This is a genomic window from Acetobacter sp. (genome assembly GCF_052102375.1).
Classification (GTDB): Bacteria; Pseudomonadota; Alphaproteobacteria; order Acetobacterales; family Acetobacteraceae; genus Acetobacter.
On the sequence record NZ_JBQDXI010000018.1, the window covers coordinates 19,489 to 35,214 of the forward strand.

Below are 15,726 nucleotides of genomic sequence, written 5' to 3' on the forward strand. Positions count from 1 at the left end.
CAGTTCTGACAGCTCCCCAGTCCATCTTGACTGAGGAGGCACACGCCAAAATCAACCTTTATCTGCATGTTACGGGTAAGCGGCCCGATGGGTATCATGTGCTTGATAGCCTTGTTGTCTTTGCGAGAGCAGGTGACCGGCTGACATATTTTCCTGACGCCACACCCCTGACGCTTGAACTGGGCGGCAGATTTGGTGCCACGCTGGGGGCGGATGCAGCTGGCCCGGACAATCTGGTTATGAAGGCTGCGTCCCTTTTGCAGGCAGCAAGCAAGCCGGGTGCCAGAGTACAGGGCGGCAGATTAGTGCTGGAGAAAAATCTGCCCGTTGCCTCTGGTATTGGGGGCGGCTCAGCGGATGCTGCTGCGGCGCTGCGGTTGCTGAACCGGGCATGGCACGCGGGGGTGGAGACCACCACCCTTTTACAGTTGGCCGAGCAGCTTGGAGCGGATGTGCCGGTGTGTCTGGCCAGCCAAACAGCACGGATGGAAGGGATTGGCGAGCAGCTCTCCTCCGGGCCAGCAGTGCCTGACTGTGGGATGGTTCTGGTTAATTGTGGGGTAGGGGTTTCTACCCCAGAGGTTTTCCGCAAGCGTGAGGGTGCTTTCCATGCCCGCGCAGATCTGCCAGCGCGCTGGGCTTCAGCACAGGAACTGGTCGATAGTCTTGCCCAGCAGACAAACAGTCTGGAAGCGCCCGCTTGCCAGATCTGTCCGCCTGTACAGGATGTTTTGACAACATTGGCGCATCTGCCAAAGGCCCTGCTTGCGCGTATGAGCGGGTCCGGGGCAACCTGTTTTGCCTTGTTCCCTACGCCTGATCTGGCACAACAGGCCGCTCAACAGCTTGCTCAGCAGAAGCCAGAGTGGTGGATATGGGGTGGAGCTTTGGTGTAGCGGACACTAACATTCCGCAAACATTAAAAATTCTATGCTAATGGTTGTAAGTGGAAAGTAAAGCACACATAGAATAAGATATACGGTCCCATAATCTGAAATAAAGAGGGGGGTGATGATGTTTTCTAAGATAGACTTTACACCTGCTGACGACAAAAAAACGGTCACCATGACGCTCTCATCTGACGACGCTGCGGATAAACCTGCGGTCATGTCTCTTTCGGTAGAGCAGGTGACGCAGATTATTCAGATTTTGGGACGAGTGCGGGAAACCATGCAGGAAGGGCAGGATGTCCCTTCCATTGAAGGCGCACGGTTTACCCCGGTTGTCCGTACACGCTGGGCTCTGCAACCAGAGGCCAGTACGGATGGGTCCGTACTGGCCTTCCAGCATCCAGCCTATGGACCAGTCGGGTTGGTTTTAACGCCTCAGGATTCAGACAAACTCATGCGTGGTTTACACATGCATCAGGAAATACGGCGGGACAATTATGCCAATCGTGGCAAATTGAACTAACAAGCTGGTTCCGGGCAGCAGGGTGCACCAGCGCACTGTCTTCCGGCTTTTAACCTTAGTGAGGTCTAAAACATGAAACTCAGTGCACGAAACCAGTTAAAGGGTACGGTTCTTTCTATCCAGAAAGGGGCTACTACCTCTCATGTCAGCATCGAACTGGTGGGGGGTGCCGTCGTCATGGCGTCGATTACCAACGAAGCAGTGGCTGACCTTGGGCTGGTTGTCGGTCAGCCGGCTGTAGCGGTTATTAAAGCTTCTGACGTGATGGTAGGCGTAGAGTAAAGGATTGGCCCGCTCTTTTAGCGCGGGGTAGTTTTGCCGGACCATTGGGCTCTTTATGGAGGAGTACCCTTTTAAAGAGGGCACTCCTCCGAAGGGAGACCAAAGGCCGGGTTATGGAGAAAAATCTGGTCTGTCAGCGTCTGCATGAAAGTGACCAGAGCCTCAATCTCCTGCGGCGTAAGCTCAATGGCTTTGTGAGCTTGCAAGGCTGCTTCCAATGTTGGGGCGCTGCCGTCGTGCAAATAGGGGGCTGTTACGGCTACATTGCGGAGCGATGGCGTTCTAATGGCCGCAGGGCTTGCGGCAGTCAGCTTATGAAATTTCTGGTCCGATAGTAAAAAACCAGTGTGACAGGACGCACATTTTTTCTTTTTGAAAAAAATGTCGGCGCCTTCTTGCGCCCGGAGGGAAAGAGGTTGGTGCCCTGTTTGAGCGCGGTCCCACGTGCTGTTGTTAGATACTAAAGTGCGTTCAAAAGCAGAGACTGCCTGTGCAATGGTGTCTGCTGTTATACGGCCTGAGTCTTTGGGGAATGCCTGTTTAAAAAGTTTCTGGTAGCAGGCGTCTGATGAAATTCTCTGCTCCAGAACGGCTTTGCTAGTCATACCCATTTCAACAGGATGATGGCCCATCAAAGGCGTGAAAAACTGGTCTTCCAGCCGGGAGATATGCTGCTCCAGCCATGTGAGGGTCGTGAAATCCTTGATATTTGCCAGTGAGGGGACATTGCGAATGCCCTCCTCATTTGTCACGCCCATATGCGTTGCATTGCTCTCTGCAAAAGCATGTTTCTGGTTGTGGCACGTTGCACAGGACATACTGCCATCTGCCGAGAGGTCTGCATCATAAAACAGCCGTCTGCCTAATGCAGTCCGTGCTGCATCCTGCGAAAGAGGGTTTGCCTGCACAGGCGAAAATAGCGCTGTGCAGAACAGCAAAAGCAGAAACCAGAAGAAAGCGAAGCGCACTCTACTGAACTTTAATAACCATCACTTCAAGAGTAGGGGTGCCGCTACCACTTATCTGAATAGTCTGGCGGCCTGCTGGAAGAGTGAAGTCCACCATTTTACCAATACCACTACAGTCTGGCCCATGTTGATGGTGGGTCGAGTCAGTAACAGTGCCGTGTGCAACAACGTCCAGCCATGCCCGGCCGGACAGCATGACGCGGTATGTACCAGCATCTGGTGTGTCAAATGCCAGTAATCCCCCTGAACTGACTTTGCCGCCAGGGGCTTCTGGTCGAATGCTATACTGTATGTCCGTGGTGGGGTGCAGGGTGACCTGCGCTGCCTTGCCAACAGTCAATAAAGCGGCATTCAGGCCATCCGGTTGGATGGCAGCGCTGACTGGGGATGGAGTGGCCCATGGTGCGAGGGCAGGGGGCAGAGCGGCTACATGTTGCGGTGTGCAATGCGCTGCATGCTCTGCGGCCCAACCTGTGCCAACAGGGTAAAACGCTGTGCAGGCTAACAGTGCGGTCAGGTGCAGGAACTGTTTCACTCTTGCCATAAGGCTCTCCTATTATCTATATTTGTGCATATATAGATAACCACCGGAATCGTAAATGACTGCACGCCTCCTTGCCAGAACGGCATCCCTCTCTTTCATGACTGTCCTAGGAATGGGGAGTCTTGGTGTAGAGGACGCGTGGTCACAGTCACAGGATGCCACTTATGTGGCGGATACCAACGAGAACACCAAAACGCGTAAAAGCAGGCCCGCTGCCACTTCTGCTAGGGCGGGTGGCCGTGCAGCACCCCAGACACAGGCGCAGGGCGCGACAGATGTGTATGGGCCGGGGCAGATTACGGTTTACGGGACACGTACGCCGCAGGCCTTGGTGGGAAGTTCAACACTTTCTGCTGCATCTATTTACATGTTTAATAAAAATACGTTGGATGAAGCAGCCAACCTTATTCCCGGTGTCAGTTCGGCAAACACCGGAGGCAGTCGGAATGAGCGGACACTGACGGTGCGTGGGTTCAACCGTTTTCAGGTGCCGTTGCTGGTGGATGGTGTGCGTATTTATCTACCCGCTGATAACCGGCTGGATTATGGTCGCTTCCTGACATCAGATATTGCTGAAATTCAGGTTGCTAAAGGCTATGCCTCGGTTCTGGACGGTCCGGACGCCATGGGCGGCATGGTTAATCTGGTGACACGCAAACCTAGCAAAGCGCTGGAAGGCGAGTTGCGCGGAGGCACCATGCTGGGGCATGGGGGCGGGTATTCCGGTTATAACGTTTCAGGCCTTATCGGTACGTGGCAAAACAAGTGGTACGCTCAGGCCAGTTTTGCAGTCAATAATGTTGACCATACGGACCTGTCTTCTCATTACACACCTACGGCTACGCAAGGGAAAGGCAAAAGGCTGCTCTCTGATTCTGCGGACTGGCGGGTGAACCTGAAGGCGGGTTACACGCCCAATGCAACGGACGAATATACCGTCAATTATACCCGTCAGGGTGGAGAAAAAAGAGCGCCCTATAACGTCAATGATTCTGTGGCGTTGCAGAGAAACTGGACGTGGCCTGACTGGAATTTGGACAGTCTCTCCCTAACCAGCCGCACGCGCCTTGCGGATAGGCTGACGTTACGTACCAAGCTGTACCGCAACACTTTTTATAACTTACTGCGTAGCTTCGATACCTCCAGTCTGGATACACAAACCAAGCCCAAAGCGTTTAATAGCCAATATGATGATACAGCCTGGGGTGGCTCTGCCCGTCTGGATGCCGAGGTCTCGCGGCGCGATACATTTGGTCTGGCCTTTTACGGGCGGCGTGACGAACATGCTGAAATACAGCAGGTTTTTCCCGGCGGAAGTTACCAACCGCGTCTGACCTCTGTTGAGCAGAGTTACAGTATTGCAGCAGAAAATACGTTTACCCTTCTCAGTAATTTATCTTTTACTGCTGGTGTCAGTTATGACTGGCGTGTGCTGGAACGGGCGCAAGGCTATTCAGCAGGTATTATCAACTATCCTACCCGTAACAGGGGCGCCCCTAATGGGCAGGCGCGTTTAAGCTGGAAACCTGATGCGGTCTCCGAGCTCCATATCAGTTTTTCTGATCGGGTGCGTTTTCCTACTCTGTTTGAACGGTTCAGTACGCGGTTTGGTGGGGCGGTTTCAAGCCCATGGCTTAAACCTGAACGTGCACAGAACTATGAATTGGGTGGCTCTCATAATTTTGGAAAAATACAGATTGCAGAAGCTCTTTTTTATTCGCACTTGAACGATCTGATAGCATCGTTCCCTACTATCTATAATGGTGTTGCGGTTTCCCAAAGCCGAAACGTGAGTAGCGGAAATTATGCGGGGGCAGAATTTTCCATAGCGATTCCGCTTCGTAAAAACCTTTTATTGGGTGGTAACTATACGTATATTCATCAAAGTGTCAGTGTGCCAGGTACACCCAATTATAAACCCGGTGATGTGCCAACACATAAGGCCTTTGCTTATGTAGAGTGGGAACCAGTAAAAGGGTTAAGGTTTGTTCCCAACGTTGCTGTGGCATCTAACCGGTGGACAACAGATACATCGGGGCTGTTCTATTTCCGGACCGGGCATAACGTCAATTTGGCAGCGCGTCTGGATTACCAGATTACGCCTAATGTGCAGGTGGGGGTTAATGCGTCCAACTTGCTGGACCAGAACTACCAGCTTGTTTCAGGTTTTCCTGAGCAAGGGCGCAATTTTTTCGTAAACCTGCGTATTTCTGGTTGATCTTGTAAGGCACAACGACGGAAGCGGGATAAATAACCCTGCATAGATATTTTGCGCACTGCGCAGGTAGCTTCTCCCAAAACAACACAACGGCAAGCATGGTGTCCTTTGAAATATCAAGGTGTGCCATGCTTTTTTTTGTGCATGTGTCGTTAGCAGTGGGCTCTTATCGTGTTATATCAGCTACGGCTTTGCTCTCTACAGACAAGGCCAGCCGCTTTGCCTCTGTGTCCGATTCCTGCATTTTGGGAAGAGGAGGAGCGGTAGCTCTTCGTGCTGTGCATGGCAGAAAACAATTGCTTTGGTGTTTATGTCTCATATCTGAAACAGTTTCTGCTATTTGTACAAAGATCTGTGAGTAAACCACCTCGAACAGTGGCATTTTCTAGGCAATTGCTGTTCACCAGACAAAATGGCTGGTGGTGAGACGTGGCCCTAATGACCCCTCTGCTCGCTGGCAGCCACTGAAACATTCAGAGAGACACGCAACATGCGAGAGAGTAATAAGGGGTTATTTTCCATAATAACCTCAGCCTTACTGGCTCTTATCGGACTATTCTTATTTTTTGGTGGTGCCCAACTGCTTGTACTTGGCGGTTCGTGGTTCTACATTGTGGCGGGCGCTGTCATGCTCGCCGCAGCATTTAACGGGTTCAGAAATCCCAAACTGGCAGCGCGCCTTTATGCCGCTTTGTTGCTGGTTGCAACCATCTGGTCCGTTTTTGAAGTGGGCTTTGATATCTGGGGTCTTGAAGTCCGGCTCTTCACACTCATTGGTCTGGGCGTATGGCTTCTTCTGCCGTGGGTCTGGCGTACCAGTGACAACTGGCTGGCTGACAAACGCGAAGTGCTCGGCTCAGTTGTGGTATCAGGCGTAGTTGTGGTTGCAAGCTGCTTCTCGTCTTATTCCATTAACGGCACTGTGCCGTCTGACCGTATGTCTGCTACAGGCCAGTCCGACATGGCATCCAACGGTGTGTCGGACAAAGACTGGTCTGCTTATGGTGGTACAGTCGGCGGGGACCGGTATTCTCCAGTTGGTCAAATCACACCAGCAAACATCAGCCATCTTAAACGGGCTTGGGTCACGCGCACGGGTGACGTGCAGCAGGATGGCGAAGGCACGGTGGCCGGTCCCGACCAAGGGCACGAGTTCAACCTTGAACTGACGCCGCTTAAAGTGGGTGATACCCTGTATATGTGCACGCCGCACAGCTGGGTGATGGCACTGGATGCTAAGACCGGGAAGGTCAAATGGAAATTTGACCCAAAACCTGCAACGGCTGACCTTGATAAAAACGTTTATCTCGCATGCCGTGGTGTCTCTTATTACCATATTCCTGATGAAATTCAGACAAGCTGCCGCAACCGTATCTATTCTCCGGTTGCTGACGTCCGCATGGTGGCCGTTAACGCTGAAACAGGTGAGCCTTGCGATGACTTTGGTGACCATGGGTTTATTTCCCTGCGTCAGTACCTCGGTCACGTTCCGCATGGCTTCCACTTTGTTACATCCCCACCCATGGTGGCCAAAAACCGCGTCATTACTGGCGGTTGGGTGTTTGACAATCAGGCAAACTTTGAACCGTCTGGCGCTATCCGTGCTTTCAATGCCACCACTGGTGAAATTGAGTGGGCATGGGATGCAGGCCATACGCCTGAAACGTGGAAACCCGGCGCTGAAGACGAGCTGACGCGTGACACCCCGAACGCATGGGGCGTGTACACCGCAGACCTCAACCTGGGGCTGGTTTATATTCCTACAGGTAACTCCCCGCCGGATAACTGGGGTGGTTCACGTCGTCCGTTTGACGATGCAACGTCCTCCGCCACAATCGCTCTGGACATTGAAACAGGCGAACGCCGCTGGACCTACCAGACCGTGCATCATGACCTGTGGGACATGGATATTCCGTCCGGCCCCTCCATGGTTGACCTGCCTGGCCCGAATGGTGAGAACATCCCGGCGCTGGTGCAAAGCACCAAACGTGGTGAGTTCTTTGTGCTTGACCGCCTTACCGGCCAGCCAGTTCCGGGCTATCCGGTTGCTGAAAAGCCAGTGCCAACGGCTGGCATAGCACCAGATGACCGTGTTTCTCCAACACAGCCATACCCAACGGCCATGCCCTCTCTGACGCCACCCGACCTCAAGGAATCTGACATGTGGGGAGCAACCCTGCTTGACCAGATGATCTGCCGTATCCAGTACCGTCAGTCTGCGTATGAAGGTCAGTTCACGCCGCCGCATGTTGGTCAGACAACCATTGTCTATCCGGCATTCTACGGTGTGGTTGACTGGCAGGGCATTACCATTGACCCGCAGCGCAAACTGCTTCTTGCTAACGCAAGCTACCTGCCGTTCCGTATCCGGCTTGAGCACCGCCACACGCTGGAAAAAGACGGCACACTGCCAAAATGGGATGGTAAAGGGGAAGAGCCTGCCGCAAAGGGTGACGCACTGTCCGTCTCTCCTGACTACGGCACACCTTACATTGCCTACACCAACCCTTGGCTGAACCCACTTCAGATCCCCTGTAAGGGGCCAGTATGGGGCACCATTACGGCAATCGACCTTGTGACCAAGAAGATTGTCTGGCAGCACCCGGTTGGCACCACGCGTGACACAGGGCCTTTCCGCACACACAACAACCTGCCACTGCCAACAGGCATGTATAACATCGGTGGGAACATTGTGACCAAAGGTGGTGTGGTGTTCATGGGCGCTACCGCCGATGATTACCTGCGCGGTTTTGATCTGGCGACCGGTAAGGTCATCTGGAGTGACCGTCTGCCAGCAGGTGGACAGGCTACCCCAATGTCCTACGAACAGGACGGCAAGCAGTATGTTGTTATTGCTGCTGGTGGCCACGGTGGTCTGGGCACCCGGAGTGGTGACTACATCATCGCCTATACGCTTGATAATGCTCAGGGCGGCAACGCTCAGTAATTAAGCACGATGACGCGGGGCTTTGGGTATTTGACCTGAAGCCCCGTTTCTCCTTTTACGGAACAACATGATGCATCTGATGAAAAAGGCGGAGCGCCTGCGCTCTCTGCTTGGTTTTGTCATGCCCTGCATGGCACTGGCTTATGCCCCGGCAGCGTATGCTGCGGACATTACATTGGGCATCATTGGCCCGCATGAATATGATTTGCCGGTAGATTTTAAACCGTTCAACGTGCTGGTGCAGTACGGTAACGGCAATGCGGCGGGGAGTACCTATAACAGCTCAGGGCAGCGTATGGCACGCGGTGGCAGCCACACATGGTCTGGCCTGACCAAATATGTGCATTTTCGCACTTTTGAAGCTATTCCGCATGTCGGGTTTGCGTTTGAAATTATTCAAGGTGAGAGCTACGCACTCGCTAATGGGACAGACTATGGCGGGTTAGGTCCGACCATTGTAGGGCCAGCAGCGTGGTTTAAACCAAACGCACATAGTACCTTTGGTATTCAGACCTTTATGCAGACGCCTGTTGGGACGCGGGATGCCACATCTCCCAATTACTGGTCCAATATTTCCAGCTTTATTTTTGATTACGAATGGAAGCATGTCAGTTTTGACGGTGACCTCGGGAGCGTTGTTGGCTCAACCAAGCATATGAAGGGGCAGCACAGCTACCGGCCCGGCAACGTATTTTTTGCCAATTTGCGGTTTAGCTGGAAAGCAACGCCTAAAATTGAACCCTTCATGGCGTTCGACTGGCAGAATGTTGCCGGAACGTACGACAATACCATGCGGCAATCCGTTAGTGACACCAATAGTCGGGAAGTGGCTATGGGGCCGGGTATTATGTTCAATATTTCCAAAAAAGTATCTTTTACAACGCGTTACTCCCATTCATTAGAAGGGCGAAACACGCCTGAAACCAATGCCTATTACGTTAAATTTGTGTATCTCTGGTAGGGTAGGCGGTCTGACCTTGCCTGAGATCAAGGCGATTTCACTTTAAGTTACCCCCGAGGATGGGCTAACAGAGAGAGTAGTTAAAGAAAAAACGTATAGCAGACATAGGCGGGATGGCGACAAGTGAAGGATAGTCCTACCGAGAGAAAACCACTGTTGTCGCGTTCTGAAGGAGATGTGCCAAGCGGGTACAAGGCCCGTGCTGCGCTCTCTAACGGTATGCCTGCGGTTGAGCATTCGTGGCAACGGTGCGCCTCTGCTTACCATATGGACCCTGCACAGGGGTGGACGCCTGACATTCTGTCTGGTGCAGAATTCCGCCATATCAGTGGGCGTTCAGCCGTTTTTCTGAAATCTGCTATGGGAGAGATGCACCATTTATTTGAATTGGTGCAGGGTATGGGGCTTATGGTCCTGCTTGCAGATCCGACCGCGACTATTCTTGCCCGCTGTGTGGATGAAACGCACTTATCTGTCTGCCGTCGCCTGCATTTGCGGAAAGGCGCCATCTGGAGCGAGGCCTCAGCCGGAACAAATGGGGTTGGAACCTGCATGCAGGAAAAATGCCCGGTATTCTTGGGGCAGGGAGATCACTGGCGGTTCTGCTTTTCCTTGCTGGCAAGTTATGCCGTCCCGGTATTTGATGCACAGGGTCATATTGCGGGTGCCTTGAATATGGCAGCCATGAGCGGTGACACGACCCGCCCTTACGCCAACCTGTTGATGGAAACTCTTAAACTGTCCGGTAGGCGTATTGAGGAAGATCTTTTCCGTAGTCGTTATGCAGGGGAAAAAATTCTGGCCCTTGGCCCTGCGGATGGCTGCTCATCCTTGTTTGTTGCCGTCAATGAAGCAGGGGAGGTAACGGGGGCTACACACGCAGCCCGTACGCTTATGGGGTGGACGGATGACATGATTCATGAGCGCCCCAACCTGCTGACAGAATTGGAAACCAGCACGGAAATCAGCTTCAAGCGAGCAGAGAAATGTGTTGTACGCTCTGCTCTTGCGGCCACACAGGGAAATGTGAGTGCAGCCGCGCGGGGTTTGGGCATTAGCCGGGCAACATTATACCGTAAGCTGAAAGCCCTTAATATTGAGTCGTAATGTAAAAAACGCCTGAATGCAGACCTTTGGCCAGCATCCAGTATTAAGGTGTCAGTTTTAAAATCCGTAGGAAACACGGCCACCTATAAAGCGTGGCTCACCGGGGATGTAGAAATAGGTTGTCGTGGCCTGTCCCCCGCTTTCCGCGTAACGGCGGTTGAGGATGTTGCGTGCATACAAGGTTGCTTCCCACCGCCCGGAAGCTGGGCGGAATGTCACATGTGCACCCAATAGAAAATAAGGGGGAAGGCGATAAAACCCGGTGCCACCGGGGGTGATTGCCTGGCTGCCGCGATATTGCCAGTCAGGCCCGAAGTCCAGAGCATAGGCTTTGGCAATGGGTTGCCGCCAGTCCGCAGACCCGTTGAGGGTGAGCTTGGGTTGCCCGTTATCAACACCTGCAAAATTATCGTTGATAGCTTTCCACACATGGTGCTGTGCATAATAGGCATTTGTTTTTGCCCGGTTTACTGTCGGGAAATTCTGAAAATTACCGCGCTGCCAACCAATGTTCTGTGTCAGGAACAGGTGGCTGAAGGGGTGGGCTTCTATCGTGCCCTCAAACCCCCAGCTTTCAGATTTCGGGGCGTTGGTAATTTCGCTCAACGGTCCATAGTTGGGTATAAGAACGGTGCCCAAAATCTGCTGATTATGGAAGTCATTATAAAAAGTGGCACCATTCACTCTTAACCGGTTAGGGATGGGGTCAGCTTTAAACCCGGCTTCATAGGTGAGAACAGTTTCAGGGCAAAAGGGGTCAAGCTGCGCCTGAATTTGGGTGTTGTTTGCTGTAAAGCCACCCGGTTTAAAGCCTTTGCTCATTTTGTAATAGACTAAGCTATGGGCCGTCATTTGCCACGAAATGCCAACCTGCCCCGCAAATTGGTTGGATGCCGTGCTCTCACCGTGGAAGGTGTTGGTTGCACCGCCAAAAATTTCTGACCGCAAGCCAGTGATGGAGCGATCATCCAACTCGTGCAGCAAGCCCGTCCACAGTGTTATATTATGCGGCAGGCGATAGCTGACATGGCCAAATTCTGAGACAGCTTCCTGATTAAGCCCAAAATTGGTAGCCATCATGTAACGGCGAGCCGAGTAGTTGGTATAATCAAAAAAGAAGCGCTGGTTCATACGGCTTCTTTGATAATAGGCTCCCACTACCCATTGCAGTTTGTCGTTAGTGTTGGAGTTATTCAGCCGCACTTCCTGTGTAAAGCTGTTGGCATCAACGGTGCGGTAGGTGTCAGCTTCAGAAAGCGCTGTGCCATCCTGATCCGTATATTCGCCTTCGCGCTCGGTCTCAAAAGCACTGATGGCCGTGAAGGTGACAGGCCCGAAATCGTGAATGATGTGAAGATCTGCGCCCCAGAACTGGTTATGCTCGCTGGGCTTGATGCCGGCCTTCCGGCCGAACAGTTTTGCAAATTCCGGGCGGGAAGACCAGTTGGCTTGCTGCCATGATGCAAATTTTGGCAAAGCCTGTGTGCCAATAAGCCTGTGCACGGGCACACTTGTTACAACCTCACTGTTATCCTGCGTAAAGTGGCCGCCAAGCAAAATGGTCGTGTGGCTATCTGGCTTCCATTGCAGCTTGCCGCGTAAGGCCCATAGGTCGGCATCACCCAAATGGTCGCCATTTTGTGGGTTGGTCTGCCAGCCGCCACCATGCAGTGTCTGGCCAGCAAGGCGGAAGCTCAGCCCTTTTGCGAGTGGGCCTGAAATATAGGCTTCACTGCGGCTGCGGGCGTAGGAGGCAACGTCCTGCGTTGCGCCAAAGTGCCATGTATCGGTTGGGTTGTTGGTGCGGATATGAACTTCACCGCCGGTATCAGACTGTCCGTGCTCCGTGCCGACTGGACCGGGGGTGACTGAAGCGCCCGCCAGATCAAACATCTGACCGTTTGACATGGTGGAGTACGGGTAAGCGACATCATCAATATAAGTGAGCACCGGTGCCATATTGCTTTGGGTAAAGTCATTAAACCCAACGCCACGGAGATAGAAGTTGGTGGATGCTGTACCGTTAATGCTTTGGATTGTCAGATTGGGGGCAACGCGCTCCAACCCGCGCAATGTCGTGACATCTCTCTCCCGGAGGCGTTCGGCCGTCAATCGGGTTGTGGCGTCTGGCTGATGCTGTGCTTCCGGATAGGCAAAATCATGCCGTCTGGCACTGACATCTATTGTGGTGGAGCGTCCAGCAACGGTGCGTGGCGAATGGTGGCGTGATTTTTTGGCAGGGGCAGGTGTGGCAGGCTTGTCTGCGGCCAAAACCGGCACACTGAACGTAGGGGTAATGCCCAGCCCCAGTGTGGTGCTGACTGCCAACAAAGTGCGACGCGATGTGACTGTTTGGAAAACTGTTGTGAAGACGGAGTAAAAAATGGTCCTGCTCCCATTATATCAAATTATGAGAGCAACTGCGCCTGCCCACCATATGACACCAAACCAAAAAAGCCGTTCAGGCTGATATGTGAGGCGGTATATGCGAGATATGGCAGAAAACAGCAAGATTTTAGCGCTAACAGCCCCATTTTTGCAGGCTGACGTGCGCTATTCACACAGTTTATGACAGATGCATGACAAAAAAAGCGGCACCCTGAAGGGGCACCGCTTTCTGGTGTGATGTCAGATAAAGGACGTGCGATAAACTCAGTCGTTTTTACCAAAAGCCGGACGTGTGGATTCAAACAGGAACCATGTGCGGCGTTCTGTTTCATCAATCCAGTTTTCGATCAGGCTTGCAGTTGCAATGTCATTGGCATCGTCACACACAGCGTGGACCTGACGCAGGCGCTTGGTCAAAGTCAGGTTATCGTCGCGCAGTTCTGCCAGCATGTCTTCTGGGGTGACATACAGTGCGTCATTGTCCTGAATTTTCGTACGACGGCTGACTTCCCCAACGGAGTGCAGGGTTGTGCCACCAATTTTACGAGCACGTTCTGCCAGCGGGTCTGTCATTGCGAAAATCTGGTCGCTCTGTTCATCCAGCAGCAGGTGGTAATCGCGGAAGTGGCGTCCGCTCATATGCCAATGAAAATTCTTGGTTTTAATATAAAGTGCAAAAACATCAGCCAGCACATCGGCAAGCCCAACAGCAACAGCCTGCACGGCCTCTGCTTTCAGGTCTGTTGGTGTACCCAGATATTCCTTCACGTGTGCGGCTTTGGCGTCAGACGGCGTTTTGCTCATAAAACTGTTCCTCGCTGCGAAATGAAATACTGCGTCACTATGGCGCGGCGTTTCTGTTCTAACGATGTTGGGGCGGAAAGTGTTGCATGCAAGAGGTGGCAGAGCAGACATGACTATGATGCAAGAGAAATTAAGAAAATTGTCACACTAAATGCAGGTCCTACTCCGCCTTGAGCGGGCGGTTCAGCAATGCCTCCTGCGCCTGAGAAAGTGTTAGAGTATTGGCCAGAAACTGTGAGACTGTCTCGATAATCGGCACACTAACACCGTGGCTATGTGCCAGCCCCAAGAGGGCGCTTGCTGTTGTGGCACCTTCTGCTACTCCCGGTAGGGCAGCAAGAGCATCTTCTGTTTGTGCGCCGCGGCCCAACGCCAGTCCCATCTGATAATTGCGGGATGACGCACCGGTGCAGGTTAAAAGGAGGTCCCCCATACCCGCCAGCCCGGAGAGGGTTGCAGGTAAACCGCCTAGCGCTGTTGCCAGTCGCGCTGTTTCTGCAAGGCCACGCGTTACAAGGGCTGCGCGAGCATTTTCACCTAAATTTGCACCAATGGTTATGCCCGCAGCAATGGCGATAACATTTTTGGCAGCCCCGCCTAATTGCACACCAACACAGTCCTGACTCGCATAGAGTCGGAACACAGGTGAGGATAATTGTTCTGCAAGCCTGTGTGCTTCACTCAGTTCTGATGCGGCCAGCACTGCGGCTGCGGGAAGGCCGGCGGCAATTTCATGCGCAAAATTTGGCCCGGATAGCACAGCGCCAGCAAGGTCTGGCCGAATACGGTGCAGGATTTCAAGCGGGAATGACTGCGTTGAGCGCTCAACACCCTTACAGCAAAGAATAGTAGGAGCAATTGGTAGTAGGGGTAATACAGAGGCAAGTTGCTGTACGGGAATAACAACAAGAGTAGTGTCTACCCGAGAGGGTATGGTCCGGCTAACAGGAAGGCTAAAGGGAAGAGGGGTGTCCGGCAAATGCGGCATAGCCCCGGAAGCAAGCCTCTGTTCCGGGCTGCGCGCCCAGATATGCACGTGTGCCCCTGTTCGGTGCAGATGAAGTGCTAAAGCACAGCCCCATGCTCCAGCCCCAACAACAAGAATATGCTTCTTCATACCCTCAGCCGTGCCAGAAACAGGAGAAACCGGCAAGCGGAGGTTTTCCGGCGTTGGGCTGCTGCTTAGGCAGAAAGTGGTACGCTGGCCGGAGCGCAGGCTGCCAGATGGGCTGCGTGACTTTAGGCGATGTGCATTTTTTTCATGCGTGCTTCGCGTAGCATACACACAACACCCGGAACGCAGTTGCCACACTGTGCCTTACAGCCTTTGGAGGCGTAAATTTCTCTCGGGTGCGTTGCGCCGCTTTCAACAGCGGCTTCCACATCTTTGTGCGTCAGGCGGTTACAAGAGCAGATGACCATTCAGATCGTCCCGTTCTTAAAGTGGCGTGCATTCTTCATATAGGGACAATGAGAATTATTCGCAATAGCCTGAAGTGCGGTATCGACCTCAATTTGATTAAAAACATGTTACGGACGGAAGGGCCGCAAAGTGTCATGCGGCGTACGACCGGCAAAAACCGTGGTCCTATTGCCTGCGGCAGTGTTCAGGAGGACGAAGCGGGTTTGGAAGTGTGGTGGCGACGGATTGGGAAAAGACTGTCGTAAGCCAGATTGAAGAAAAAAGCATAAACAAGGTAAAATAGAGCAATAGAAAAGCTCATATAAAATGAGTCAATGAGCGAAATTTTCAAATAAAGTGCAATGGCAGGTAAAAGAACAATCTGTAATCCGGCTTCAAAAAGCAACGTATGAATAACACGAAGCCCGAGCGTTTTGGTTGTGCTGCCTGTATAGTATTGTAACAGATGGTCAAATCCAAGGTTGTAGAGGTAATTCCAGAGAACTGCTGTTACGGCACTGCCTACACCAATAACGCCCATGGTTTCTGTCTGGAGGCCGAAGAGGTGAGACCCACTAGGGATAACCAAGGCTAGAGCAAGGCATTCAAACAGGAGGGCATGGCGGATGCGGTCGGGTGTCGAGCGCATGGGTGGGGGTGTCAGGTCAGAGTTAGACATACCATGACTTTTA

At 52.6% G+C, this 15,726-nt stretch carries 14 protein-coding genes; 7 read left to right on the forward strand and 7 right to left on the reverse strand.

The annotated features are described in order from the left end of the window. Positions 1-5: 5 nt before the first annotated feature. The 3 genes from ACTIDN_RS09055 to ACTIDN_RS09065 all read left to right on the forward strand — a co-directional run bounded on the left by ACTIDN_RS09055 (position 6) and on the right by ACTIDN_RS09065 (position 1,695). The gene (locus tag ACTIDN_RS09055) at positions 6-896 is read left to right on the forward strand and encodes a 4-(cytidine 5'-diphospho)-2-C-methyl-D-erythritol kinase (RefSeq protein WP_441376814.1); all 891 of its coding nucleotides are present in this window, start codon (positions 6-8) and stop codon (positions 894-896) included. Between the two features lie 115 nt (positions 897-1,011). After that, complete coding sequence (locus ACTIDN_RS09060) at positions 1,012-1,413, forward strand: hypothetical protein (RefSeq protein WP_415507136.1); 402 nt, start codon at positions 1,012-1,014, stop codon at positions 1,411-1,413. Between the two features lie 72 nt (positions 1,414-1,485). Then, complete coding sequence (locus ACTIDN_RS09065; RefSeq protein WP_441376791.1) at positions 1,486-1,695, forward strand: TOBE domain-containing protein; 210 nt, start codon at positions 1,486-1,488, stop codon at positions 1,693-1,695. Positions 1,696-1,766: 71 nt separating this feature from the next. Here the strand turns inward: ACTIDN_RS09065 and ACTIDN_RS09070 are convergent, their stop codons facing one another. Together ACTIDN_RS09070 and ACTIDN_RS09075 are read right to left on the reverse strand one after the other, a co-directional pair. Beyond that, positions 1,767-2,663 carry a cytochrome-c peroxidase gene (locus tag ACTIDN_RS09070; RefSeq protein ID WP_441376792.1) on the reverse strand — a complete coding sequence of 299 codons (897 nt, stop codon included), beginning with the start codon at positions 2,661-2,663 and terminating at the stop codon, positions 1,767-1,769. Between the two features lies 1 nt (position 2,664). Then, complete coding sequence (locus ACTIDN_RS09075) at positions 2,665-3,207, reverse strand: hypothetical protein (RefSeq protein ID WP_441376793.1); 543 nt, start codon at positions 3,205-3,207, stop codon at positions 2,665-2,667. A 55-nt stretch (positions 3,208-3,262) separates the two neighbouring features. On the opposite strand from ACTIDN_RS09075, the gene ACTIDN_RS09080 reads away from it, so the two are divergent. From ACTIDN_RS09080 to ACTIDN_RS09095, 4 genes are all read left to right on the forward strand, one after another. Next, a complete protein-coding gene (locus ACTIDN_RS09080; protein ID WP_441376794.1) occupies positions 3,263-5,425 on the forward strand; it encodes a TonB-dependent receptor plug domain-containing protein in 2,163 nt (720 codons plus the stop codon). A gap of 490 nt (positions 5,426-5,915) precedes the next feature. Beyond that, the gene (locus tag ACTIDN_RS09085) at positions 5,916-8,372 is read left to right on the forward strand and encodes a membrane-bound PQQ-dependent dehydrogenase, glucose/quinate/shikimate family (RefSeq protein WP_441376795.1); all 2,457 of its coding nucleotides are present in this window, start codon (positions 5,916-5,918) and stop codon (positions 8,370-8,372) included. Between the two features lie 121 nt (positions 8,373-8,493). Next, positions 8,494-9,333, forward strand: a complete 840-nt coding sequence (locus tag ACTIDN_RS09090) for a transporter (RefSeq protein WP_415507283.1) — start codon at positions 8,494-8,496, stop codon at positions 9,331-9,333. Positions 9,334-9,552: 219 nt separating this feature from the next. Then, positions 9,553-10,440: a helix-turn-helix domain-containing protein gene (locus tag ACTIDN_RS09095; protein ID WP_415507284.1), complete on the forward strand. Its 888-nt coding sequence runs from the start codon at positions 9,553-9,555 to the stop codon at positions 10,438-10,440. Between the two features lie 57 nt (positions 10,441-10,497). On the opposite strand, the gene ACTIDN_RS09100 is transcribed toward ACTIDN_RS09095, so the two are convergent. The 5 genes from ACTIDN_RS09100 to ACTIDN_RS09120 form a co-directional block, all read right to left on the reverse strand. Further along, positions 10,498-12,768: a TonB-dependent receptor gene (locus ACTIDN_RS09100; protein WP_441376796.1), complete on the reverse strand. Its 2,271-nt coding sequence runs from the start codon at positions 12,766-12,768 to the stop codon at positions 10,498-10,500. Between the two features lie 324 nt (positions 12,769-13,092). Continuing rightward, the gene (locus ACTIDN_RS09105) at positions 13,093-13,632 is read right to left on the reverse strand and encodes a Dps family protein (protein WP_415507143.1); all 540 of its coding nucleotides are present in this window, start codon (positions 13,630-13,632) and stop codon (positions 13,093-13,095) included. Positions 13,633-13,792: 160 nt separating this feature from the next. After that, complete coding sequence (locus tag ACTIDN_RS09110) at positions 13,793-14,749, reverse strand: NAD(P)H-dependent glycerol-3-phosphate dehydrogenase (RefSeq protein WP_441376815.1); 957 nt, start codon at positions 14,747-14,749, stop codon at positions 13,793-13,795. A 122-nt stretch (positions 14,750-14,871) separates the two neighbouring features. Next, on the reverse strand, positions 14,872-15,054 hold the full coding sequence (locus ACTIDN_RS09115; RefSeq protein WP_441376797.1) for a (2Fe-2S)-binding protein: 183 nt from the start codon (positions 15,052-15,054) through the stop codon (positions 14,872-14,874). 185 nt (positions 15,055-15,239) lie between these two features. Further along, entirely contained in the window at positions 15,240-15,713 is a 474-nt protein-coding gene (locus ACTIDN_RS09120; RefSeq protein ID WP_441376798.1) for a PACE efflux transporter, read from the reverse strand. Positions 15,714-15,726: the final 13 nt, after the last annotated feature.

What these genes read in the sequence shown, in the direction of transcription:
- ACTIDN_RS09060 (WP_415507136.1), top strand. Translation starts at nt 1,012, where the DNA reads ATGATGTTTTCTAAGATAGACTTTACACCTGCTGACGACAAAAAAACG.
- ACTIDN_RS09065 (WP_441376791.1), top strand. Translation starts at nt 1,486, where the DNA reads ATGAAACTCAGTGCACGAAACCAGTTAAAGGGTACGGTTCTTTCTATC.
- ACTIDN_RS09075 (WP_441376793.1), bottom strand. Translation starts at nt 3,207, where the DNA reads ATGGCAAGAGTGAAACAGTTCCTGCACCTGACCGCACTGTTAGCCTGC.
- ACTIDN_RS09080 (WP_441376794.1), top strand. Translation starts at nt 3,263, where the DNA reads ATGACTGCACGCCTCCTTGCCAGAACGGCATCCCTCTCTTTCATGACT.
- ACTIDN_RS09085 (WP_441376795.1), top strand. Translation starts at nt 5,916, where the DNA reads ATGCGAGAGAGTAATAAGGGGTTATTTTCCATAATAACCTCAGCCTTA.
- ACTIDN_RS09090 (WP_415507283.1), top strand. Translation starts at nt 8,494, where the DNA reads ATGCCCTGCATGGCACTGGCTTATGCCCCGGCAGCGTATGCTGCGGAC.
- ACTIDN_RS09095 (WP_415507284.1), top strand. Translation starts at nt 9,553, where the DNA reads ATGCCTGCGGTTGAGCATTCGTGGCAACGGTGCGCCTCTGCTTACCAT.
- ACTIDN_RS09105 (WP_415507143.1), bottom strand. Translation starts at nt 13,632, where the DNA reads ATGAGCAAAACGCCGTCTGACGCCAAAGCCGCACACGTGAAGGAATAT.
- ACTIDN_RS09110 (WP_441376815.1), bottom strand. Translation starts at nt 14,749, where the DNA reads ATGAAGAAGCATATTCTTGTTGTTGGGGCTGGAGCATGGGGCTGTGCT.
- ACTIDN_RS09115 (WP_441376797.1), bottom strand. Translation starts at nt 15,054, where the DNA reads ATGGTCATCTGCTCTTGTAACCGCCTGACGCACAAAGATGTGGAAGCC.
- ACTIDN_RS09120 (WP_441376798.1), bottom strand. Translation starts at nt 15,713, where the DNA reads ATGTCTAACTCTGACCTGACACCCCCACCCATGCGCTCGACACCCGAC.